Below are 24,636 nucleotides of genomic sequence, written 5' to 3'. Positions count from 1 at the left end.
ACTTTAAGTATTTTAAAGAAGAGCGAACAGTGTAGGATATTTATGTAACAACTCGTATTATCTTTACTAAACACCTAAAAAAAGAGAGGGAATTTTAATGAGTGAATATTATTCCAGACATTTTAATCTTGAAAAAGTAAGTGAAGGTATTTATGCCGCTATTGCAAAGGATGGTGGTGGCGCGTTTGGAAATGCTGGTCTCATTGATTTAGGGGACAAAACCATTATTTTTGATACATTTAACACGCAACAAGCAGCTGAAGATCTAAGAAATATAGCTGTACATATTACAAATAAACCCGTCTCTTGGGTAATTAACAGTCATTTCCATAGTGATCATACGAGAGGAAACCAAGTATTTAAAGATTGTCATATCGTTTCTAGTCAAATAACACTTCAACAAATGAAAGAAAACCATCCAGCAAAAATTGCTGAACAAAAGGCAGATTTAGAAGGGTTAAAAAAATACATTGCCTCCCTTGTCGCTTCCACTGACATACAAAAAATGAATGAAATAAGTTTTTTAAAAGAGATGGAAAGCTCAATCCCTGACCTGGAATTAGTTTTGCCACAATATACTTTTACTCATGAATTTACTATTTTCGGAACAGAACGTACCGCTAGAATAATGACACTGGGAGGTGGTCATTCTCCCTGTGATTCTTTTCTTTATATACCTGAAGATGAAATCATATTTATGGCTGACCTTCTATTTGTCGGTATGCATCCATCATTTTTCCCTTATTCCAATCCAACACAATGGGAAAATATTTTAGAAGAAGTAAATAACTTGGCCATTCAAAAAGCTATCCCTGGCCACGGTTCAGTAGGATCTAAAAAAGATATAATGAAGCTTAAAAACTACATTAATGAAATGAATTTGTTATCAAAAAATTAGGAACATGGAAGACGTTTCAATACCTACAGCATATCAAGATTGGACAACTATCCATATCGACGTTATGGAACTGTTTATTAAAAATTTAAAAGTGCTAAAAGATTTGTAGCTACGATATATAAAGAAAGACAAAAACGTTGAATGTACAACATTTTTGTCTTTTATATGAGGAACTAATTTTTAAGTGTTCCAAATTAGATTCTGTAATTTCCGATGAGGACAATCTACAAAAAGGATTTCAACATATCCAATAAAATGCAGAATGTTCATTTAATGCATAACTTTTAACATGATGACCATTCCTGTTTCAATACACTATACAAAAATGAATCTCGCCAAACCCCATCTTTCATTAGCATATTTTCACGTAATACTCCTTCTTTTAACATTCCTACTTTTTCTAAAACCTTTGCTGATCCAATATTTCTAGGATCACAGGTTGCACAAATACGATGGAGCTTTAATGTTTCAAAGCCGAAAGTGATCATTAATTTAGCACTCTGCGTTGCTACTCCCTTCCCCCAATAATCAGGGTTCACGATATAACCAATTTCCCCGACCTTATTTGTAAAATCCCGAATCATGATTTCTACCGCACCTATTAACGTTTCTTGATAAATAATCGCAAAAACATATCTTTCCCTTGGTGTTTGTGTTGCTTCATCGAGAACATCCTGAATGAATTCTTTTGTATCCTCCTCTGTATTTGGTCCCCATGTTTGATACCTACAAACAATTTCCTGTGAGGCATATTTATGAACATCAATCCAGTCATATTGCGTGAATTCTCTTAAAAGTAATTTTTTATTTGCAAGGATCACTTTCATCCATCTCTCCCTCTACACGATTCAACCATTCACTCATCAGCTTGGTAAACAATTCAGCTTGTTCGATCTGCAAATTATGCCCCGCAATATCTAATATGGCAAAAGTTGCTCTAGGAAATTTTTTTAAAATCGAAAAAGCATCTTTATAGCCAACAACGGAATCTTGTTTTCCAAGTAAAAAGAGACTTGGCTTGTCAAAGGACTGTTCGTCAACGGCAAAGGAAAATCCATAGCTTTGCTGAATTTTTTCTAAAAATGCCTGATCTGCAAGGTTACACCCTGCCAACACCTCTGTTGTATAGCGCTCCCAATTATAGGCATCTAGGACGACTTGATTAGCCCCAAAATCATCTTGCTCCTGCTGACTTAATGTTGATAAAAAAACAGCATCTGCTTGTACAATACAATGCTGTGGCACCGTACGTTGCTCTTTTTCAGGAATGATGAGAGGACAAATAAGGGCAGCACCTAAAAGTTGATCGACTGACGTTCTCATAATACCGCGCGCTAAATAGCCACCGTAAGATTCACCCACCAACAAGTAGGATTCATTTGGAATGATCGTGTGTATCAATTCGATGATTGCTTCTAGCATTTCATCTGAGTTCTGAATCGATGAATAGTCTGTTGTCTTCCCCATTCCTGGAAGATCAATATAGATACGCTTCCATCCTTCTCGCTCTATAAAAACGGGCTCCATACATCCCTTCATCAAACGATGATCAGGAGAAAAACCATGTAGCATGATAATAGGTGTCCCTGTTCCAATAACTTCATAGTAAATATTCGCTTTATTCGTCTGACAAAATGACATTGTTGTTCCTCCAAATAGGGTACATTTTTGTACATTGTATATAGTCTACTCCACAGTTGGAGCGGGTTGACACGGTTTATGAGCGGCTTTCCTCTTTGATTGAGCGCTTTGACATCATTTCGGAGCGGCTCTCTCCTTAGTTGGAGCGCTCTGACCACACTTAGGAGCGGCTCTACTCTCAGTTGGAGCGCCTTGACCACACTTCGGAGCGGCTCTCTCCTTACTTAGAGCGCTTTGACATCACTTAGGAGCGACTCCCCTCAATGCTGGAGCGCTTTGACTCCACTCAGGAGCGGCTCTCTCCTTAGTTAGAGCGCTCTGACCACACTTAGGAGCGGCTCTACTCATAGTTGGAGCGCCTTGACCACACTTAGGAGCGGCTCTCTCCTTAGTTGGAGCGCTCTGACCACACTTAGGAGCGGCTTTCCCCTCAGTTGGAGCGCTTTGATTCTACTTAGAAGCGGCTCTCTCCTTAGTTAGAGCGCTTTGACCACACTTAGAAGCGGCTCTCTCCTTAGTTGAAGCACTTTGACTCCACTTAGGAGCGGCTCTACTCATAGTTGGAGCGCTTTGACTTCACTTAAGAGCGATTCTCTCCTTAGTTGGAGCGCCTTGACCACACTTAGGAGCGGCTCTCTCCTTACTTAGAGCGCCTTGACTCCACTTAGGAGCGGTTCTCTCCTTAGTTAGAGCGCTTTAATCCCACTTAGGAGCGGGTTTCCCCATAGTTGGAGCGCTTTGACATCATTTAGGAGCGGCTCTACTCTCAGTTGGAGCGCCTTGACCACACTTAGGAGCGGCTCTCTCCTTACTTAGAGCGCTTTGACCACACTTAGGAGCGGCTCTACTCTCAGTTGGAGCGCCTTGACTCCACTTAGGAGCAGGTTTCCCCATAAAATGAGCGCTTTGACTCCACTTAAGAGCAGTTCTCCCCATAGAAGGGTCACTTCCCACACTCAATGAAGCAGTCCCATCCAATACTAAACCACTTCGCCTAGCCTTAAAAGCAACACTGGCTACCCCATTATCAAATCATAGACTGTCATGGTGGATTCCATGGGGGTTGTGTTTAGCTCCTGTTGTAATTGTTGGACACATTTTTCATACCATTTTAAGGCCAGGGAGCGGTTTTGGAGTTGGTAGTGGCTGTACATGAGCAGGCGATACGCTTCCTCCCAGAGTGCATCCTCGCGCAGGATCTTTTCTGCGAAAAAAATAGCTTTTTTATATTGCTGTTGTCTTGTTGCGTTTTGTGCCAGTCGTTCCAGGACTTCGATATATAAAAATTGTAGCTTTTCACGGTCCTGCGTAAGCCAGTCGATTTGCTTTTTTTCCGCATAGAGCGCGTCCGTATAGCTCGCTTCCGCTAATAATAGCCATTCATTGGACAACTGTGGATCATATTCCTCCATTCCTAAGCTGTAATAATAGTGAAAGCGTTCTACATCAATTTGGAGAAAAGCGATATTTTGTAACTGATACATATTATTTTTTCGTTGAATGAAAAAGCTATCTTGTCTTGCATGACGTTGTGGCTCCAACACTTTGAGTAATGTGTTTAAGACCACCTTAAAATCTCGATCTAAGGACTCGACGCTACGATCTGACCATAATGCCTGTGCTATCTCTTCCTTCGGTGTAAAGCGATTGCGATGACAGTAGAGGTACACGAATAATTCCTTCGATTTATCACGCTGCCACTCTTTGTCTTCCAGCTTTCGTTGTGCTCGAATTAAATTTAAACTCCCAAAAAGATTCATCTGTACTTCATCCTGCGGATAACTGATGCTATCCTCGACCTGAAAATAACTTTGCAATGCTAAGATAGCTGAATGCTCCATCTGACAAGTTTGACTAAATTGCAGTAGCTCGTAAAATATCATTCGATTGCTCGGACCAAGTATCGATGGCCTTTGTAAGAAATATTCATAGCCATTCCCCACACATAGTTGGGCAAACTGTTGAAAATACTGTTGAAACGGCTTCTTATTACACTCTTGCATGGCAATCACAGACTGATAAAATAAAACATGCATCAAGCCATTGCGATCACCGCATTCTTGAAATAGTTGCTGTGCCTTCTTTAATAATTGCTTCGCTCGCCCTCTTTCTTGCTGGGAAAGGATGATTTTTACCTCTGCTAGAAGAATTAGAGCCGTCATCCACGCATCTTGAACTTGCTCTGTTTCCTGTAAGCCCAATGCTAAATATTTTTTTGCCGCTACCATATCTCCTAAAAAATGTTTGACAATGGCTAACCCCATATAAGGCTCAGCCTTCACACGAGAAATATTAATGGCATTCATTAACGTCAACGCTTTTTCATAGGCTTGACATGCCCCCTGATGATCTGGGAAATCCATTAACAGCAGGGCATGTGCCTTTCTGATATAGCCTACCGCCTCTATGAAAATAGACTTCTCTTTTAATCCTCTGCGAATTCCATGTTGGGCAGCATACCAGGCTTCTTTGCCTTGACCTAACAATGCATAAACGAAAGCCGCCAGCAGTTCACTTTCTCGATGGGTTGCAACAAGCTGAGGCGGTAATTCAAGTCGCTGTGCTAATAACTCCTTGGCCTCCCGTAGTTGTCCAGTTCGTAGTAAAACACGAACATCGACATTCGCTCGTTGTATGACATCCACTGGCAATGCGACGTCCTCCATAAAGAGCTGTGCACCCTTGGCCTTCCCTAGGTTCACTAAATTTTCAGCATATTGCCGTTGAAGTTCTAATAATTCCTCTTTGCGTAATGGTGTATGTTTCGCTAGCTCTAATGCTTTCTCTAGATAGGGCTCTGCTAAAGCCGGTTGAATGGTGTCTAAGTATATATGGGCTATCCCGGCTTGAGATTTTGTCATAAATAGGTGATCCCGCTGTTGCTGTGCGATGGTTGCACATTTTTCATAGGATTGTTTCGCTTTTTCATAATAAGCTCGGTAGCGATGGCACTCACCCTCGAAATAATATAATCTATAAAATTTGTCTTTTTCCTGTTCAGTAAATCGATTGATTTTTTCTAACAACCACTCAAATTGACCCGCACGTACGATTGATTCTGCATGAAGCTGTAATAGCTCCCCACAAAAGTCATGATCATTCGTTTTAAAGGCATGATACAGGACAGCTTGAATATTATGACGGTCTACATAATACAATGCTGCTTGTTTATGAAGGTCCGTATATTGGCTTGGATGCTGTCGCCATTTCATTTCTAAAAATCGACTGAACAATGCGTGAAAACGGTATAAACCATCTGTTGTCACTGGTTGGATAAATAAATGACGCTGGGTTAATGCATTCAGTATTTGTGCAATTTCAGCGCCATAAAACGCTTCCAATAACTCTGCAGAAAAGGTAGGGAAAATTGCTAATTTCAAGATGGTCTCCTGCTCAGTAGCGGTCATCGTACTATAAACTTCTTCTGATAAGTAAGTGAATAGATCATTTGTAGAAATCGTTAGCCAATGATCCAGCGAAGCATGGTGCCATTGCTCCGCCAATAAGGAAATACTAATGGCCCAGCCCTCCGTGATCTCCAATACCTTGGTCATTTCAGCCTCGGATAAATGCACATCTACATATTCTTCAAAAAACACCGCAATTTCCTCCGTTGTAAATGCCAGTTCGTCCTCTTTCATAACCAGCCATCTTTTTTGCAGTTTTAATTTCCTCATAATATCCCAATTGGGGAGTGTTCTTGAAGCAATAATAAAATGAATGCTGGGTGGAGCAAATTCAATGATTTTTTCCATGAAATAATTAATAGGAAAGACATGATCTACTAGATGAAAGTCGTCAATTACAATAAGTAGTGACTCCTCTATGTCACATAGGCAATTGACAAATAGCTTATACCAACGATTGAGCTCATCCATCTTAGGAAAACGTGACAATTGATTCCACCCATCAAAGGTATGACCAAAATTTGGTGCAATTCGCTGTATGCTAAAAAAAAGATGTCTCAAAAAGGGTAATAGATTATCATCTTCATCCGAGATACTATACCAAGAAAATTTACTCGATTCGTTAGCAAGAAATTGAGTTAGAATCGTTGTTTTACCATACCCTGCACCACTATGCAGAAAGGTACAAGTGTGATGATGGCTTTTCTTTAATGTTCGCATGAGTGTCGCTCTATTAATGCAATGCGTGGAAGGATTTGGCGCCATACATTTTGATTGAATAATAATTTCCGCTGTCATATAAATATAACCTCCATATTTTGTAAGGTTACAAAGATTTCTACAAAAATTCAGATTATTAAATTATTGACAGTTTACCATATTTTTTATGTAATTTTATAGATTTCATCCCCATTTTTTGTTTTGGGAATGGAAGTAGAATTTCGTTTGCATTTTATGCCTAATTTTAGTAATCTGTTATATTACTAAAATTTAGAAGGAAAGTGGATAAATGAACAGTCTAGATAGAGCAACGAAAAAGAAACAACAAGCAGAAAGCGTTTTAACTGACTTACAATTGATTCAGAAATGGAGTACTGTAGGCGAATGTTTTTTAGTAGGGGCAGCTGCTTATAATTTGATGGTTTCCCCCGATATTGACCTCGAAACATTTTGTGATGTGCCTAATCCTCACATCATAATGAGCGAATTAGCCATGCTCACACAGAACAAGAATGTCATTGAACTAAAATATAGAGATTATACAAGTTCCGATTTTAAGGGACATTATTTTAAGTTGCTTTACCGAGCGGAGGAAGTTGAGTGGAATATTGATATGTGGTTATTTCCAAATAGCCACAATGGTGCCATCTCAAAAGATTTAGTACCATTTATGAAAAATCATTTAACAGTGGAAACTAGAAAAGCCATTCTTGATATAAAGGAAGCATTACTTCATCTTCCTACACAATACGCCTCTATTTTTATTTATCAAGCTGTCTTGGAATTTGGCATTAGACATGTAGATGATTTTTTACAATGGACGAAACATCATAACACAACTGTACCGTTTCATTGGCAACCTATTTCAGCAAACAATTAGGCTAAAAAAATTCCCGATTACCAACTCTATGATAATCGGGATCATTAGCTAGGATTATAGTAATTCTTTACGTAATTCAGCAGCTGATTTTGGCGAAAGTAGGCTGAATGGGATATCAAATACTGTTTTCGCACCTTTATCACCAGCTTGACTTAAACGGTGTGCTGCACGTGCGTAAGCCACTAATACACTCGATGTAAAGTTTGGATTACTGTCAAGTTTTAATGAGAATTCGAGAATTTGTTTATCGTTTGCACCACTGTCACCACTGCGAATGACAAAACCACCGTGTGGCATACCAGTATGATTTGCTTTAAATTCATCTTCAGTAATGAAGTTCACTGTTGTGTCATACTCATCGAAATAGTTAGGCATTGTGACAATTTCTTGTTCAATCTTCGTTGCATCTGCACCTTCTTCTAACACAACCCAACATTCACGTGCATGTTTTTCACGTGTTGTTAATTCAGGGTTTTCACCGTTACGAACTCGCTCTACAGCTTCTTTAATCGGTAATGTGTATTGAACAGCATTTTTAACACCTTCGATACGACGAACAGCATCTGAGTGTCCTTGACTTAGGCCATCGCCCCAGAATGTATATGTTGTACCAACTGGTAATACTGATTCTCCTAGTAGACGATTTAAAGAGAATAAACCTGGATCCCAACCAACTGAGATAACAGATACTTTACCAGATTTTTGTGCCGCTGCATCTACAGCATCGAAAAATTCAGGAATTTTCGCATGTGTATCGAAGCTATCAATTGTATTAAACCATTGTGCAAAATGTGGACCTTGCTCTGGTAAATCTGTTGCAGAACCACCACATAAAATCATGACATCAATGTCGTTTTGGAATTTTTCAGCGTCATCTACTAAATATACGCTCGCATTGCTTGCTACGTTTACTGTTGAAGGATCACGTCGTGTGAACACCGCTACTAATTCCATATCTGGATTTTGTGAAATGGCATACTCCACACCACGTCCTAAATTTCCATATCCTACAATACCTACTCGAATTGCACTCATTAAAAATTCCTCCTAACGATTTCGTGACTTTGTGAAAACTTTCACGTTAAATCTAATTACAATAATACTTCGTGTTAGAAAAATTCACAATAGTTTGAGTATGAGTTTTTTAAAAAGAATTTATATCAGTTTTCTATGGTTTTTATCCCATAACGGTATGAATACGGTTACAAATTACTAAATCTTCCATGAACCTTAAAGTTATTGTAAAAGCCTTGTAAATAACGGCTATTTTCCCATCTAGTCTTGTACAATAAATGTAACGACAAAAGGGGGCATGTTGAATGAAAAGTACTGGTTACTCATCAAGCACAACATTGGCACAAGGAGAACTACTTGCATTCCATATGACACAAAATACTGCAAACAAGCATAGTGAAGCGATACAAACTGGCCGTAAGCCGCATGGAAAATTTCTATCAAACAATCCTGTATGTATCGGTGTTTTACCTTTTGACGTTTTAGAAAACATACCTGACATCTCCATCCAAAAAAACAAGGTAAATGAGGTGGACTTCTACAATAGTGGTAAGGACATCGCTCGCTGGTTCATTAAAAAAAGTGAATACAACAAGGATGGCTTTGACTTTATTTAAAGAAGTCAAAGCCATCCATAGAATAGAGGCTCGCCTGTCTCGCTATCCTATGGAAGACAAGTTGCCTTCCACTACACCCCACTTTTTAGCAAAGGTTTTTAAATAATGTGAAGGTTGTCACTACTCTTTATGGAGAGGTGTTGTCACGCATCGCTTCTCCACATTTTTCACTACTGTTAGTATGAAAGAAAAGGAAAAGACACTTTTGCAGAATGGTTGATTGGAGTGGAGCCAGCGTCACAGAGGAGATCCTGGAGCGAACGTAAGTGAGTGAAGCGGCTCCTCGGACGCCCCCTGGAAAGGACGCTGGCGGAACGGAAATCAACCGCCCCACCATGTTAAAAGATCTCTTTCTACTAGTGACATAATCTTTTTTCAACAACATGATGGCTTTGACTTCATTTAAAGAAGTCAAAACCATTTTTAATTTATAGCTTATAAAACTGAATTAATTCCTCTAGTTGATCGGCTGTTCGCGTTAGCTGATCTGCACTGCTCGTAACAACTTGAAGCGAGCTACTGGATTGCTCTGCTGATGCGGCGGTTTGCTCCACACTGGCTGCAGCCTCCTCTGTGACAGCAGCTATTTCCTCAATCATTTTACTGACACTTTCACTATCCTTCATGACGATTTCAATTCTTTCAGATGTATCTTGGATAGTAATCGTCACCATTTTAACTGCTTCATTAATATTTTCAAAGGTATGCCCGGTCATTTTCATTTGCTCTGATCCCCTCGCGACTTCTACATACCCCTTTTGCAGAAATTCTGTCACTGTGTTAGTTTCTTGTTGAATTTTCTCCACAATGCCTGTAATTTCAACTACAGAATAGGAAACTTGATTTGCCAATTTCTTTACTTCCTCCGCAACGACAGCAAAGCCCTTTCCGGCATCACCTGCACGAGCCGCTTCAATTGCAGCGTTTAATGCTAATAAATTCGTTTGGTCCGAAATTTCCCGAATCACGGTGACAAGCTGATTAATTTCTTGAGACTGCTTGTCTAAATTGTTGACATTTGTTACTGTTCCCTCAAATACCTCATGGATGATGGACATTTGAAACAAAGATTGATCCATTAATTCTTTGCCCTGACCAGTCATCGCTAAGATGTCATGTGACTTCTGATATATATGCTGACCGTTTTCATTCATTTCACAAATGTTTTTAGAAAATACGTCCATCTTAGAAACCATTTCACTTGCTAAATTTGCTTGTGCTTCGGCCCCTGAGGCAAGTTCTATCATCGTTTCCGTTGTTTGCTCTGAACCATTAAATACATCCTTTACAGATTGTGCAATATAGCCAATTTGTTGATGTAATTCCTTCGCAGATACTTTTACCTGCTGCAATAACCGATTATTATTTTCACTAACAAAATTAGATGCCTTCATCAGTTCTGCCACTTCATCTTGAAATTTAACTTTCAATGGTGGATCCGTTAAATCACCTTCAGCAATTTTTTGTAAACGTTTCATAACCAAATTGATAGGTTTCACTATACCGTTTGTCACAAATATCGCAATGATTATTCCTATTAGAACTATCAGAATAGTGAAAATTGAGTTGAATTGAATATTTTTATTTCCTATTTCAATCACTTGGATACCTTGTTCTAATACATCCTGCTTGCGCTCGTCTGCCATAGCTGTAAAACCACTCATTAATTCTCTTGCATAGTCTTGTGCCTCTCCATTTAAAATAGCTTCAGCTTGTTTAATTTTTCCCTGCTCAAAAAGAGGAAAAACATTTTCAACAATCATTTCATGCCATTTTCTTCCTAATAAGATCAGCTCCTTAGTCTTTGGAGATTCCGTTTGTTGCAGCAATTCTTCCTCTAGGGTACTGGCTTGCTCAGCATATTTCTGAAACTCATTCTTATAAGAAATATCGCCTGTCAAAATATACCCTCTGGCTAATGCAATTTTTTCTGCCGTGTTAAAGGCCATTGATTGATCCAGCATAAGCAAAGGTAACTGCTCTTGCATGATATGGTTGGTATCTCGATGAATTTTTTTCATCGACTCGATTGTGAAAATAGAAAGAATGATCATTAGAAGTAAGACAAGCAAAAAACCAAATAAATTTTTCTGTCGCACTGATTTAAGTTTAATTATGGCCATTTTAATTCCCCCAAAAATATTTAAAACCTAAGACATATTTAACGTTCATATTGCTGCTTTTCATTCACTAAAAGAGCTTTTAATTGCTGTAACTTATCCACTACTTTATGAGAAACCAAGGTAATTTCGCGAAGATAAGCTTCCGTTTGATCTTTGTAACCTTGATTGAATGCTTGTACAGCTTTTTTTGCTAGCTCATGGATGAGCATATGAGGTTCTTCGAGCTCTTTGAAAATAGCTTTATCTCCAAGCAATGTTTTTCCTAATCCGTAATACCATTTACCGAGACGACAGTTTTGATAGGAGGCTATTTCTTCTTCAGACATTTTTTCAAAGCCTAATAGTAAATTATAAATTTTCCAACTCCATAGCAAATGATCAGTAATCGCTAATTCGATAATATCTTCCTGACTAATGATGTAATTATTGGAAATCGTTTTGGTGCGGTAATCATCAATCATATTGCTCAGTCGGTAAATGGAGGAGCCCATATGAAAAACAATTTCCTTACTTTTGTCCATGCTTTCAGTAATATTTTGATTGCACTCGGCAATGTAGTTAGCCGATGCAGCTTGACTTCTAGCTGTCTCTGCAATCTCTCCAAAACGGATACCTTGCTGCTGAATATTATCGTTTAAATTTGTAAGTGTTTCTGTAATCATCGCTGTATCGACTACGCCTTTATGCAAATCTTTGGCAAACTGCTGTGTAACGGATTGTATGTCTGCCGTTATGAGCAGTAATTCATTGATGTCCGTATGAATCGAAAGTACGGACGATTTTGTATCATCAGCCAATTTACGTATTTCTTCCGCTACTACTGTAAAGCCCTTTCCTGCCTCTCCCGCTCTTGCAGCCTCAATTGTGGCATTGAGTGCCAGAAGATTCGTCTGATCAGCAATGGCTTTAATCAATTCCATTAATTTTGCCACACTATTGACATGGTTTACTAAAAGACCGATATTTACCTGCATTGATTTTTGGCTTTCATCCGTTACTTGCAAAATGGAAGTAATATGCTTTAAAGACGCTAGGTCTTCATTTAATTCAAACAATGCTGTTTTAGTTTGAGCTGAAATATCACTTACAGAAACAGCAATTTCTTCAATGCTATTTTCTAAATCCTGCATCGATTGATTTGCGGCAACTATCTCCTTTTGCTGCACCTCTTGGAACTCGATTAATTCTTTGATTGAGTTGAGTTGTGTATTATATTTAATAATTTCTCCTAATCCTGTCACAACAGAATTTGCCTGGTTTTCTATATACGTTTCAAAGATAATTTGCTGATCAATATTCAATAGACTTTCAAATGCGAGTAAAACATCCAACATGTTTTTAGGATTTCGAGCTAATTCTTTTACGATGAGTGGAATAATCAATTGATTAATTAACATATAAATCGCAATGATTTGATTTGGTAAGATGCCAACACTTAAAAGTATGGATGATAATTTCCTTCTTTTAAAAACATATTGAAGGTTCAATTCATCCTCAAACAAGCTCTCAAAATAATCATCAATTAATTGCTTGTCTCCACCTAGATCAGGATACTTCTCTGCTATTTTGGCAAAATCTTGTACGTCATTTAAACGGTCAGATAAATTGTCTAAAATCTCCTGTCGATTATTCTCGTAAATTGTACGTAAATAACGAACTAGCTCCCTCCGATTTTTCGAAAATGCTAAAAAATCTAGTTTTTCTTTGAATCGCTCATTGGATTCTATATCTGAAAAATTTATTGCAGAAAAATAATTATAATCTCCAGCTACTTTCTTAGAAAAAAACATTTTTTCTCTCGCTGCATAGCCATAGCAAATGGGCTAAAGGCGTCGCAGCTCCCCCCTTTTTATTATTGTTGATTAGATGTCATAGTTAAAAATAGTATAAACACAGAAACTAAGAAAAACAATCTATAAAATGTAAGATTTTAGTTCAAAATAAATTCTAAATAACTATATCTAAAGACCTATAACTTTTTTAGTTCTGCTATTTGAAAAATACAGGAGTTTTATCACAGCTCAATTCTGTACAGTGAAAGAATACTTATTTTGACTAGAATAATTATTTTGAAGTAGGTAATTACGCTCTCCTCTATGAATGAAAGAAGGAGGGCCTCAAATAATCTTTGAGACCCTCCGGTATTTTTCATTGTATTTCTTGTGCTAGCTGAGCAAGACGCTTGTCATTAATAATATGATAGCTAGTCTTATGCTTTTCCAATATCTTCTCTTCACAAAACTGTGCCAATACATATAATAAATGACGATAAGAAACCCCTAAATACTCACAGATTTCTGTATGCTTTTCTTTGTAGACACCTTGATCGGCAGATAATTGGATAAATGCCGCTAAGCGATTTTCCAACGGATATGCTTGATTTTGTGTATATTTAGATGTCATTTTTGTGGCTTTTTCCCCTAAAAACACACAAAGTCTACGTAAAAATAAGGCATCCGCAAGTAACTTTTCCTTACATGACTGCGTAATCGAATAACAAATTGTCTTGGTGACAGTTTGTATCCCCTTTGTATACCTTGCCTCATTCAGCAACTCAATTTCCCCCATAAAAAGTGGTGCTTCTAGGTATTCAATAAGTGAAACCTTCCCATTTTTATGTGTCATATAGAGCTTCGCCTTTCCTTCTATCATGTAATACACTGTATCTGGAAAGGAGCCTTCCTGGAAGATCCACTCTCCCTTGTCGAACTGGCGGACTTCTAGATAAGGATTGATATCAAATGAGAAAAAATCATCAATCGGATATTTTTCAAGATAATGGGCACGTGCTTCAGCTGTTAAAATATGCATTTTTTTACTCTCTCCTATAAAAAATATGAGATATCTCACATTATTGTAGCGATGAACATGCTATTATTCAACATAGTTAATGGAGGTACGGAAATTATATGAACAATCAACGATGGCTTTCTCAGAATTTCTTTACATTTTTCATCACTTGGGGCATTTTCTTACCCTACTGGACAGGTTGGCTGGTGGATGCGAAACATCTAACCGTTTCGCAGGCAAGTGTGGTGATGGGCTGTGGGCTCCTAGCTCGTGCCACATCCAATCTTTTCTTCTTTCCAGCACTTGCAAAATATGTACACAATAAACGACTCATTACGATTTTAGCAATAGGCTCGCTACTAACAGCCTTCCTCTATATTCCAAGCACAGGCTTTACAGCATTATTAATCGTGACCATTTTATTTAGTATTTTTTATCCAGCACTATTACCTGCTGTGGAAAGTAGTGCAGCAACACTTGTTCAGCATGGCAATATTCATTATGGCAAAAGCCGCTCCTATGGTTCATTTGGCTTTGTCATTGCCGTTTTAATTATTAGTATGCTGACAGGCGTTTTTGGTAAGAACATCATCTTTTGGAGCATGATTATTGGGTTGATTGGCATGTTGCTTATGCAGCAATTAGCGACACCAAAGGAATTACTCGTGGTGCCGACCAAAGAACAACGGGCAAAATCTTTGTCGATGAAGACATTATGGCATATCAAAGGCTTCCCGATTGTTTTATTCATCGTCATCTTGCTACAGGGTGCACATGCTTCCTATTATAGCTATGGTTATATTTATTTAGAAGATTTACAGGTTGATCCATTCTATATGGGGATGATTATTAATATCGCAGTTATTTGCGAAATTTTATACTTTATGAAAGCTGATACGTTATTGACGAAATGGCGCTCATCGTCTTTATTACTCTTAGCAGCGAGCGGCTCTTCCCTACGCTGGTTACTCATCTTTATGTTCCCGAATGTCTGGGTATTTATCGCTTCTCAAACCTTGCATGCATTATCCTTTGCATTAGCGCATTTTGCCTTTATTCGCTACTTAACAAAAGCGCTACCAAAGGAACAAATCCCCAATGCACAGGGTTTATACTCAGCATTAGCTATGGGCTTAAGTACTGCCATCCTTACGTTTCTAGGTGGCTATTTGTACGAAATATCGCCAGGTCTATCCTTCGCAGCCATGCTCATTTGTACAATACCAGCCATCGCTATTTTGCTTATGACACGTAAAAAATATCAATATTAAACAAAAAGCAGGTGAGAACTTCTTCACCTGCTTTCGTTATTTTGGATAATAGGAAAAGCCAGGATATTTCACTACTGGCCATTTTTCTTTTCTGAGAGCCTCTAGTAGCTCCGGACCGACCTGCAAATTACTTTGCACCAATTCTGTCGGAGTTAAGGCCATCCATTGATTTAAGGACACATCCTGAAACCGATCACTTTTAAACATTTCTAAAAACCATAATGGCTCTGTGCCCGTATTTTCAATATAGTGTCCCGTGGCAAACGGCACATAGCCAACATCACCCGCTCGATAATCAAATGTTCGAGCCGTTCCATCCCCTGTAAATACTGTCATACGTCCTTTTCCTTGCAGATAATATTGCCATTCATCGTTGTTCGGATGCCAATGCAACTCCCGCATCGCTCCAGGTTCAATTTCCACCAGTGCAGCCGCGATATTTTTAGAAATAGGGAAATTAGTCGAATCGACAATGCGCACACTGCCTCCTGGTGTTTTTAATGGCGGCTGTGCCAACAGGCGATGTTTAAAGGTTTGAGGAACCTGCCCGTAAGGAGACTGTACTTTCTGCGAATCGATTGGTCCCGGGACCCGATCCTGATAAATATACACTTGTTCACTCGGAATGTGATCAAAAGCGCTGATGGGAACCCCAAAATTTGCTGATAACACCTCTTTCGGCGTATGAGCAAACCAATCCGAGATTGACAGTGTATTCAGATCAGAGAAATGCCCATCATCAAATACTAATAAAAATTCACAGCCATCCTCTAGCCCTTGAATGGAATGTGGGATGCCGGGTGGAAAATACCATAAATCGCCTGGCCCCACATCCGCTATAAAGTTACAACCATTCTGATCGACTGCTGTAATACGAGCATGACCAAGCAGCATATAAGACCACTCCGCCTGCTGATGCCAGTGCAGCTCGCGCACGCCCCCCGGTGTCAAACTCATATTCACACCCGCCAACGTCGTAGCAATCGGCAATTCACGAACCGTAATTTCCCGTGACCACCCACCTTGATTTAAGGTCATATGCGTGTCTGAAAACGAGAATCGTAGATTTGGAATCAAACCTGCATCGGTCGTTGGTGGCACCAGCATATCAGGATTTTCTAAATCCCTCATAATATCCCGCGGCCCCTTATCCACCCCTCCAGCCCCATCACCTCGCATAGGCTGAGGCACCTGAAAATAACCTGGTGGTAAATTCTCCAATCCTTCACCTCTTTATGTTAGAAATCGAAATAAAATACTTTCATCCTTCTAAAATGTATGGATGCAATGCTCAGATTATTCACTTTCTTTTCTGTTGGTGAGATGAGTGACTGAGCGTGGATACTTGATTAAGAGAGGGGGCTTGCTATGTTGATCACTTCTCACTGAATTTGGAGCGGGGGCCTCATTTTTTGATCGCTTTTCAATCACTTTGGAGCGGGTTTCTTACTTTTTTGATCGCTTCTCACTCACTTTGGAGCGGGTTTCTTACTTTTTTGATCGCTTCTCACTCACTTTGGAGCGGGTTTCTTACTTTTTTGATCACTTCTCAATCACTTTGGAGCGGATTCCTCTCTTTTTGGATCACCTCTCACTCTCTTTAGAACGGGTTCCTCACTTTCATGATCATCTCTTACTTACTTTGAAGCGGGTTCCTCTCTTTCATGATCACCTCTCAACCACTTTAGAGCGGGGGCCTTACTTTTTTGATCACCTCTCAACCACTTTGGAGCGGGATCCTCATCTTTTTGATCACCTCTCAACAACTTTGGAGCAGGGTCTTCATCTTTATGATCACTTTTCAATCACTTTGGAGCGGATTCCTCGCTTTTTGGATCACCTCTCACTCTCTTTAGAACGGGGGCCTCACTTTCATGATCACCTCTCAACCACTTTAGAGCGGATTCCTCGCTTTTTGGATCACTTCTAACCCACTTGGGAGCGGATTCTTGAATTCCATGATCACTTCTCACCTTATTTAGAGCGACCTCCTCACCTCCACGTTTCCCTAACTTCAGAGCAAGTCCTTACTTACTCTTTCGTACCATAGCCGCAACCACATATTCATGCAGGATTCGTAAGCCTTCTTGTAATTCTTCAAAGGTTGCATAGGCATAGGATAGCCGAATATGGTGGTGATTGTGTGGATCGTAAATATAGCCTGGATTGATTAATACTTGTTGCTGCAACAGCTTCATAAAGAGGTCTTTGTCTACAAGCGGTTCGTGAAACTTGAGCCAAATATAAAAGCCTCCTTTTGGTTTATTCCAATTCGCTATGTCTTTAAATTTTTCCTGTAAAAGCTGTTCCGTAAAATTGGCTCGCTCCTGTAATTGTTGACGTAATCCAGTGAGATGCTTTTCATATTTTCCTGATTGCAGCCAATGCAGGACAATTTCTTGTGAAATGGCACTTGAGCCATAGTCTGTTTGCATTTTTATATCGGCTAATCGTTCGATGACAGTGGTTGGACCAATGAGCCAGCCAATGCGTAGCCCAGGGCTTAAGGTTTTGGAGACGCTACCAATATAAAGGACTTGCCCACTACTTTCCATTGCTTTAATCGGAGGGGATGTCTCTTCAAAAAGCAATTCATGGTAGACATCATCCTCTATAATCGGAATGCGTGATGCCTGACATGCTTCATATAGCTGCTTTCTCTCCCGTGTTGTCCACACATGCCCTGTTGGATTATGTAAAGTAGGAATTGCGTAAAACACGGCTTGTTTTTTTCGTTTCCTTTGGGACAATGTACTGGCAAGCTGGTCATCACGCTGAATGCTAATCATTTGCATGCCGACGGACTGAAATGGATGAACAGAATTTAAATACGAAGTTGGCTCCTGAAACACAATGGACCCTTGCTCTAATAAGCCAACAGCAATCAACTGTAGTGCCTGAAGAGCACCTGAGACAATACAGATGTTTTGAGGCTCGGCAGTAATACCCCTTTTTTGGACATATTCGCAAATTGCTGCACGAAGCTGGTCATTTCCCTGTGGTGAAGAGTAGCCTAATGCTTTGGGTTGAAAGGATAGCTCTCGAAGTGATGCTTCTATTTCCTCGGTGGGCAACAAGCTAGGTGCTAGCTCTCCCGTTCCTAAACGAATTACATCATCACGCTGTTCGTATTCATTAATTATTTGGATGGTATGATAATTTGGCTTATGGATGCTTGTCTCAATATAAGTTTGCCAATTCGGCTGTGTTTGTTGGATTAATGCATGCCAAGAATGGTGTGTAACGTAAACCCCAGAGCCTACTTTTGCTTCAAGGATGCCCATTGCTTTTAATTCCTCCAAAGCCTGTTGAACAGTGCTACGGTTCACATCGAACTGGATGGCCAGCTGTCTTTGGGTGGGCAGTTTTGTCCCTGCTACCCAGTCTCCTCGTTCCACTTGGGCTGTTATCCACTGTACAATCTGCTGCTGTAATGTAGTGTCACTTTGTCTATTCGGCTGCCAGCTCATGATCCCTCTCCTTCCATCCTATAAAATTGGGTGGATAAAAAACCAGCCAATTGGTCGTTTTCTTTTAGTTATATCATATCTAAAATGAGTAGTGAAAGGAGGAATGATCGTTGGAAGCTTTTCTGCATGGTATCATTTTAGCATTCGGACTCATATTGCCATTAGGCGTTCAAAATGTTTTTGTTTTTTCGCAAGGTGCTACACAACCAAATTTATTACGCGCTTTGCCAGCAAGTGTGACAGCTGCGATCTGTGATACAATACTCATTCTGCTTGCGGTATTCGGTCTATCACTAATTGTCCTACAATTTGAGTGGCTGCGTATCACTTTAATGACTATTGGTATCGTTTTTTTACTTTATATGGGCTATACCATTTGGCGTTCGAATCCAGCAACCACTGAAAATAGTGAAGCATTGCCCATAAAAAAACAAATTCTCTTCGCACTTTCGGTGTCACTTCTCAATCCACATGCTATTTTAGATACAATCGGCGTCATTGGTACGAGCGCATTAAAATATAGTGGTACAGAGCAAATGATGTTCACTGTTGCTTGTGTGTTCATTTCTTGGCTATGGTTTTTCGGTCTGACATTGACAGGCGCCTCATTCAAAAAACTCGATAGCTCTGGAAAGCTGATGCGTATTTTTAATAAATGCTCTGCCATCTTTATTTGGGCAACAGCATGTTACCTCGTAAGTGGCTTATTGTAGCATACATAGAAAATGCTCAGGAGGAATCCCTGAGCATTTCTTTTATAGAGTGACAAACAAAGTGAGTTTTTCATTAAATAATGCCGTCTCAATGGATTTCGCATGAGGCCATTCCTCGCCATAATGAATAGCTTTGACTAATACATTGGCTTGTAATAAAGATTCATGCTGCTGAATGATGGAAAGCACCTCTGCACTACCATTAAAAGCAATCGTTACATATTGCTCCACTGGTAGCTGCCATTTTTTTCGTGCATCTTGTATTGTACGAATCAATTCTCGCATTTGCCCTTCTTGTAGCAAGCTCTCTGTGAGTTGAACATTTATCAAGACACGGCATGTGCTATCCTCCGCTAAAATATAGTGATCCTTCACGATTGATTCAGCTATCACATGTTCTGTTACTAATGTTAGCTGTTGACCTTCCATCATGATATCCACTGTTCCTTGTTGTTGTAGCTTTTGTTTCTCATCATCCGTTAATGTCAACACATATTCTTTTACTTGATTAACCTTTGGACCAAATACCGCTCCAGCCGTTTTAAAATTCAGCTTGTAATACACGCTTTCATAAGCCGAAAAATCATATGTCCATCTACAAACTTTGATGTTTAACTCATCCTGAATGAGTTCGCAATAGACTTGATAATCTGCCGGTTCACCTCCAATGGCAACAATGAGCTCACTTAAAGGCTGTTTAACCTTGATTCCCTGACTATTACGAATGCTACGTCCAAGTTCCACAACTGTTAAAACTGTTGCCATTTCTTGTTCAAGCTTCATATCCACTAGTTGATCGTTGAATGTTGGATATTTCTCAAGATGAACACTTTTCCCACATAATTGACGGTAGATATCCTCTGCTATAAACGGTGTAAACGGAGCTACTAATTGACAAATGGATGTAAGCATCTCATAAAGTGTGCTAAATGCACCGCGTTTATCTGCTGTCATTCCATTTGCCCAAAATCTAGCGCGTGACCGACGAATATACCAATTGCTTAACTCCTCTACCAATTGACCAATTTCCCGTGTAGCCTGTGTAAATTGATAATCATCCATGGATGTTGTGACAAGCTGGATAGTATGATGTAAGCGAGACAATATCCAACGATCTAGCTGTGAGCGTGTACCTGTATTTGTAGCGTCATACGTAAAGCCATCGATCTGGGCATACATTTCATAAAATTTAAACGTATTGTCGAGTGTATCCACTAGTTTAGATTTCGCATCTAGGACAATTTTCTTAGAAAAACGCTTTGGATTCCATGGGGAGCTATCAACTAAAAATGCCCAGCGTAAAGCATCTGCTCCATACTGCTCAATTAACTCAACAGGCTCTAACGCATTGCCTTTACTTTTGGACATCTTCTGTCCATGCTCATCCAGTACATGCCCTAACGATAGCACATTTTTATAAGGTGGTTTTCCTGTAAATAAGGTCGATACCGCTAATAAGCTATAGAAAAAGCCTCGCGTTTGGTCGATTCCCTCAATAACAACATCTGCTGGAAACTGATGATGAAAAGTCGCTCCATCCTCAAAAGGATAATGCTGTTGGGCAAATGGCATCGAGCCACTGTCAAACCAAACATCGATAACTTCAGGCGTACGTTTCATGTCGCCTCGACAGACAGGACAGGTACAGACAATGTCATCAATAAATGGTTTATGGAGCTCTAATTGCTCATCGACAGTCCCTTTGGCTAATTGTTTTAGTGCTGCAATACTGTTAGGTGCCTCCTCATGAGTGCAGTCCTGACAAATCCATACATTGAGCGGTGTCCCCCAATAGCGATTACGACTAATATTCCAATCCACTAAGTTTTCTAAGAAGTTGCCAAAGCGACCATCCTTGATATGGCTAGGATACCATGTCACCTGTTGATTATTTTGTAAAAGCTGCTCTTTTAATGCAGACATTTTGATAAACCAGCTATCTGTTGCGTAGTACAGCAATGGAGAATCACAGCGCCAGCAATGCGGGTAGCTGTGCTCATATTTTTCTTTAGCAAATAAAAGCTCATTTGCTGCAAGCATCTTAATGATATCGACATCACAGTCTTTCACAAATCGTCCGACAAGCTCAGGTACAGCTTCTGTATAACAGCCTTTAAGATCGACTACATTGACAAAGGACAAATCATTTTGTTGGACCGTTTTATAATCGTCTTCTCCATAAGCCGGCGCTATGTGTACGATTCCTGTACCACTTTGCTCTGTCACATAATCCGCCATGACAACAACATGCCCTTTATCGACGGTTATATAGGAAAATGGCGGTAAATAGGAAACACCCGCAAAATCCTGCCCGTCATGCTCACTTAATATTTCCACAGGCTCTGAAAAAACCTTTGATACTAACGATTTGGCGAGGATATATATGTTATTTGCATGCCTTACACGTACATATCGAAGAGCAGGATTCATAGCCAAAGCTACATTGGCTGGTAACGTCCAAGGTGTCGTTGTCCAGCCTAAGAAATATTCGTCTCGATCCTCAAGCTTAAACATTGCAGTAACGGATAAATCCTTGACATCCTTATAGCCCTGTGCCACCTCATGAGAGCTTAAGGATGTTTGACAGCTAGGGCAATAAGGTGAAACGCGATGCCCTTTGTATAAAAGTTTTTCCTTGTGAACATGGCTTAAAATATGCCATACAGATTCTATATAGTCATTACTTAATGTTAGGTAAGGATCATCCATATCGAGCCAGTAGCCAAGCTGCTCTGTAAAGGTACGCCATTTTTGCTCATAGGTAAAAACGCTCTTTTTACATGCCTGAATAAAGCGCTCTACCCCGTAGTTTTCAATCTCCTGCTTTCCAGATATGCCTAATGTCTTTTCTACCCCTAATTCCACAGGCAAACCATGTGTATCCCAGCCTGCTTTTCGTTCAACCAAATAGCCTTGCATCGTTTTATAACGTGCCACGACATCTTTTATGGTTCTACCAAATGCATGGCCAACATGTGGTAAACCATTCGCTGTTGGTGGTCCCTCATAAAACACAAAGGGCTGCTGTCCAGCACGATTGCTAACGGATTTGGTGAAGGTCCCTTCTTGCGCCCACAATGCACGAATCCTTGTTTCTCGTTCAACCGTTGTTTCTTTCTTTTGTTCTTTCTGCATATTAGCTCCTCCTATACAAGCAAATTTGTATAAAAGGCATACAAAAAACCCCGTCCCAAGGAAAAGGGACGGGGTTAACCGCGAATACCACCCTAATTCTATTGACACGATGGCCAATAGCACTCAGCAACGTACAATCATACGTGTTCTTTTTAACGGTAGACACCCGGATTAGCTTACTCGATTCAGCTAATCTTCTCAGAGAGGATTTTCATGTAACACCTGCACACCGACTTCCACCAAATGTCGGCTCTCTGTAGAACAAAATGAAACACTACTCTTTCTCATCAACGAATTTGTATGCTTTTATTGTCCTTCATCTTAGCAAATTACCAATTGTCTGTCAACAGTGGACAATCTTAAAAATTTTCGTTGAGACAAGTGGCTATACTTTGATGGAGAACAGCATACCGTGGCTGATGAATGGTTTGAATCAAAAGGCTCTTTAGCAAAGTTTTACTATTGAATAGTACTATTCTGTATTGTTCTTCACTCAGCTGTTCCTTTAATACGGCTATAGTGAATGGCATTTGCTGCACTAGTTGGATGACTTCATTTTGATTCAGTCCCTGCTCCAGCATCGCGAATATTGGCACTAATAGCCTTTCATCTTCATTATGGATAAAGACGTAATCTGGTTGTAAATAGATGGACCATAATGCATGTAGCAAATCGATATAGGCTGTTGTCAGTGATTTAGGATTTTTCACGAGTTCATCGATAGCATCTGAAACATGTGCCACATTATGCGCCCATCCCTTGCCAGGCACATAGCCTCTTACATCCTTTTCAGATAATACATAGGTTAGTACCTTTGTTTGACAGTCCTCTATATTAGCCTTGGATAAAAAATTATCCTGTAGATCCCTTGCTAAAATAAGCGCTACTAATAATGATGTAAAGGAGCGAGTAAAGACCCAATCCGATTCCTTTTCTCCAATTCCCTTAACTAATAAATGGTTTAAGCTGTAATCCCACAGCTCCGTTAAGCAACGATGATCCAGCAAGTTTTTTTCTAAAATCCATTCATAAAAGCTGCTATAAATATAGGTATCCCGTAGCTCACTATCAATAGAACCGATGTGTGCTAGCATGGAATGCACAAGCTGCTCTTGATTCACTAGCTCCATTGTTGTTTGTCCCTTTTTCAATGCTATTAATCGATCCTTTAATTCTTCTTCCTTCAGTACATCTTGTATCAACTGTTTGACTCCCCTTTGCTTATTTATTTTGATACTCACTTTTTCGGTATATCCCATCTAGCTTCCATCCCTCATTAAAACGGACATATGTAAATTCCTTTTGCCAATTATCTTGGTGTACAATCACCTTACTACGCCAAGGAAAGGTTGCCGCGTATACCTGACCACTGCGAACTTCAGCTATGTCATCAGCAACATCTAGAAGTGTCGAAGGAGCAATCGTATTGTGCATCAAATAAAGCTGTCGATCTGAACTGTCCTCAAGCTCTAGCATTACCTGCTGATGAAACGCAATCACTTGCTGATTTGCCTGATAAAGTGAATAAACGAGTGAGCTCCCAAATAGCACCATCAATGTTGCCACAATCACAACATGCTTTTTCTTTAAGCCTATATAACATGCCCACTTCTTTTCCTTGTTGTATAAATGGATATAGATTGCTAGACTAATTGGCCATAAAAATAGGAACTGCCAAAAGAGGACAACCCAAAAAAGCGCACCATCCGATACAAAATAACGAATACCAAAGTAATTCAACAACCATAAAGGCATCGACCAGCGCCAAGAGGATTCTTCCTGTGACATACTTTTTAAATAAATCAGTAGAAGAGGTAAGCTTAGGAAAAAAGCTGTCGCATTATCTAATATAGCAAATAACAATTCAACACCTCTATTTTAGAAAAATATTACAACTATTGTATATGAATCCAACTTTAAAGAAAAGGCTAGACATTCTATAATCATTGAATGTCTA

Annotated in this window: 18 protein-coding genes and 1 other annotated feature; of the genes, 6 read left to right on the top strand and 12 right to left on the bottom strand. The window is 39.5% G+C overall.

The genetic code is table 11. The features are described 5' to 3' along the window. Positions 1 to 97 precede the first annotated feature (97 nt). Positions 98 to 898: an MBL fold metallo-hydrolase gene (locus ACEVFT_RS14795; protein ID WP_393950547.1), complete on the top strand. Its 801-nt coding sequence runs from the start codon at positions 98 to 100 to the stop codon at positions 896 to 898. 284 nt (positions 899 to 1,182) lie between these two features. On the opposite strand, the gene ACEVFT_RS14790 is transcribed toward ACEVFT_RS14795, so the two are convergent. The 3 genes from ACEVFT_RS14790 to ACEVFT_RS14780 form a co-directional block, all read right to left on the bottom strand. After that, positions 1,183 to 1,719, bottom strand: a complete 537-nt coding sequence (locus tag ACEVFT_RS14790) for a GNAT family N-acetyltransferase (RefSeq protein ID WP_393950736.1) — start codon at positions 1,717 to 1,719, stop codon at positions 1,183 to 1,185. Continuing rightward, on the bottom strand, positions 1,703 to 2,539 hold the full coding sequence (locus tag ACEVFT_RS14785) for an alpha/beta fold hydrolase (RefSeq protein ID WP_393950546.1): 837 nt from the start codon (positions 2,537 to 2,539) through the stop codon (positions 1,703 to 1,705). The genes ACEVFT_RS14790 and ACEVFT_RS14785 overlap by 17 nt, the downstream gene beginning before the upstream one ends. Positions 2,540 to 3,555: 1,016 nt before the next feature. Continuing rightward, on the bottom strand, positions 3,556 to 6,744 hold the full coding sequence (locus ACEVFT_RS14780) for a winged helix-turn-helix domain-containing protein (RefSeq protein WP_393950545.1): 3,189 nt from the start codon (positions 6,742 to 6,744) through the stop codon (positions 3,556 to 3,558). Positions 6,745 to 6,955: 211 nt separating this feature from the next. Between ACEVFT_RS14780 and ACEVFT_RS14775 the strand changes: the two genes are divergently transcribed. Next, the gene (locus ACEVFT_RS14775; RefSeq protein WP_393950544.1) at positions 6,956 to 7,546 is read left to right on the top strand and encodes a hypothetical protein; all 591 of its coding nucleotides are present in this window, start codon (positions 6,956 to 6,958) and stop codon (positions 7,544 to 7,546) included. A 54-nt stretch (positions 7,547 to 7,600) separates the two neighbouring features. On the opposite strand, the gene ACEVFT_RS14770 is transcribed toward ACEVFT_RS14775, so the two are convergent. Beyond that, positions 7,601 to 8,581, bottom strand: coding sequence for a diaminopimelate dehydrogenase (locus ACEVFT_RS14770; protein WP_205443726.1), 981 nt, complete (start codon positions 8,579 to 8,581; stop codon positions 7,601 to 7,603). A 284-nt stretch (positions 8,582 to 8,865) separates the two neighbouring features. Here ACEVFT_RS14770 and ACEVFT_RS14765 point away from each other — a divergent pair, with 284 nt between their 5' ends. Then, positions 8,866 to 9,177, top strand: a complete 312-nt coding sequence (locus tag ACEVFT_RS14765; protein ID WP_393950543.1) for a hypothetical protein — start codon at positions 8,866 to 8,868, stop codon at positions 9,175 to 9,177. Positions 9,178 to 9,605: 428 nt separating this feature from the next. Here the strand turns inward: ACEVFT_RS14765 and ACEVFT_RS14760 are convergent, their stop codons facing one another. From ACEVFT_RS14760 to yeiL, 3 genes are all read right to left on the bottom strand, one after another. Continuing rightward, a complete protein-coding gene (locus tag ACEVFT_RS14760) occupies positions 9,606 to 11,300 on the bottom strand; it encodes a methyl-accepting chemotaxis protein (protein WP_393950542.1) in 1,695 nt (564 codons plus the stop codon). 38 nt (positions 11,301 to 11,338) lie between these two features. Next, positions 11,339 to 13,090 carry a methyl-accepting chemotaxis protein gene (locus ACEVFT_RS14755; RefSeq protein ID WP_393950541.1) on the bottom strand — a complete coding sequence of 584 codons (1,752 nt, stop codon included), beginning with the start codon at positions 13,088 to 13,090 and terminating at the stop codon, positions 11,339 to 11,341. A gap of 358 nt (positions 13,091 to 13,448) precedes the next feature. Next, positions 13,449 to 14,111 (bottom strand): transcriptional regulator YeiL, encoded by a 663-nt coding sequence (gene yeiL / locus ACEVFT_RS14750; protein ID WP_205443731.1) that lies wholly within the window; start codon positions 14,109 to 14,111, stop codon positions 13,449 to 13,451. 98 nt (positions 14,112 to 14,209) lie between these two features. Between yeiL and ACEVFT_RS14745 the strand changes: the two genes are divergently transcribed. Further along, positions 14,210 to 15,361: an MFS transporter gene (locus tag ACEVFT_RS14745; protein ID WP_393950540.1), complete on the top strand. Its 1,152-nt coding sequence runs from the start codon at positions 14,210 to 14,212 to the stop codon at positions 15,359 to 15,361. Positions 15,362 to 15,397: 36 nt separating this feature from the next. On the opposite strand, the gene ACEVFT_RS14740 is transcribed toward ACEVFT_RS14745, so the two are convergent. After that, complete coding sequence (locus ACEVFT_RS14740) at positions 15,398 to 16,540, bottom strand: oxalate decarboxylase family bicupin (protein ID WP_205447540.1); 1,143 nt, start codon at positions 16,538 to 16,540, stop codon at positions 15,398 to 15,400. A 253-nt stretch (positions 16,541 to 16,793) separates the two neighbouring features. On the opposite strand from ACEVFT_RS14740, the gene ACEVFT_RS14735 reads away from it, so the two are divergent. After that, positions 16,794 to 17,291: a hypothetical protein gene (locus tag ACEVFT_RS14735; protein WP_393950539.1), complete on the top strand. Its 498-nt coding sequence runs from the start codon at positions 16,794 to 16,796 to the stop codon at positions 17,289 to 17,291. 97 nt (positions 17,292 to 17,388) lie between these two features. On the opposite strand, the gene ACEVFT_RS14730 is transcribed toward ACEVFT_RS14735, so the two are convergent. Further along, entirely contained in the window at positions 17,389 to 18,831 is a 1,443-nt protein-coding gene (locus tag ACEVFT_RS14730; RefSeq protein ID WP_393950538.1) for an aminotransferase-like domain-containing protein, read from the bottom strand. A gap of 110 nt (positions 18,832 to 18,941) precedes the next feature. On the opposite strand from ACEVFT_RS14730, the gene ACEVFT_RS14725 reads away from it, so the two are divergent. Beyond that, entirely contained in the window at positions 18,942 to 19,544 is a 603-nt protein-coding gene (locus ACEVFT_RS14725) for a LysE/ArgO family amino acid transporter (protein WP_393950537.1), read from the top strand. A gap of 42 nt (positions 19,545 to 19,586) precedes the next feature. Here the strand turns inward: ACEVFT_RS14725 and ileS are convergent, their stop codons facing one another. The 3 genes from ileS to ACEVFT_RS14710 all read right to left on the bottom strand — a co-directional run bounded on the left by ileS (position 19,587) and on the right by ACEVFT_RS14710 (position 24,542). Next, positions 19,587 to 22,679, bottom strand: coding sequence for an isoleucine--tRNA ligase (gene ileS / locus ACEVFT_RS14720; protein WP_393950536.1), 3,093 nt, complete (start codon positions 22,677 to 22,679; stop codon positions 19,587 to 19,589). A 61-nt stretch (positions 22,680 to 22,740) separates the two neighbouring features. After that, positions 22,741 to 22,979 (bottom strand) — a binding site (T-box leader). A 59-nt stretch (positions 22,980 to 23,038) separates the two neighbouring features. Continuing rightward, positions 23,039 to 23,881 (bottom strand): DUF2785 domain-containing protein, encoded by an 843-nt coding sequence (locus ACEVFT_RS14715; protein ID WP_393950535.1) that lies wholly within the window; start codon positions 23,879 to 23,881, stop codon positions 23,039 to 23,041. 19 nt (positions 23,882 to 23,900) lie between these two features. Continuing rightward, positions 23,901 to 24,542: a hypothetical protein gene (locus ACEVFT_RS14710; protein WP_393950534.1), complete on the bottom strand. Its 642-nt coding sequence runs from the start codon at positions 24,540 to 24,542 to the stop codon at positions 23,901 to 23,903. Positions 24,543 to 24,636 lie beyond the last annotated feature (94 nt).

It is taken from the genome of Lysinibacillus sp. PWR01 (genome assembly GCF_043359455.1).
In the GTDB taxonomy this organism is placed as follows: domain Bacteria; phylum Bacillota; class Bacilli; order Bacillales_A; family Planococcaceae; genus Lysinibacillus; species Lysinibacillus fusiformis_F.
This window is presented reverse-complemented; position numbering and strand designations above follow the sequence as displayed.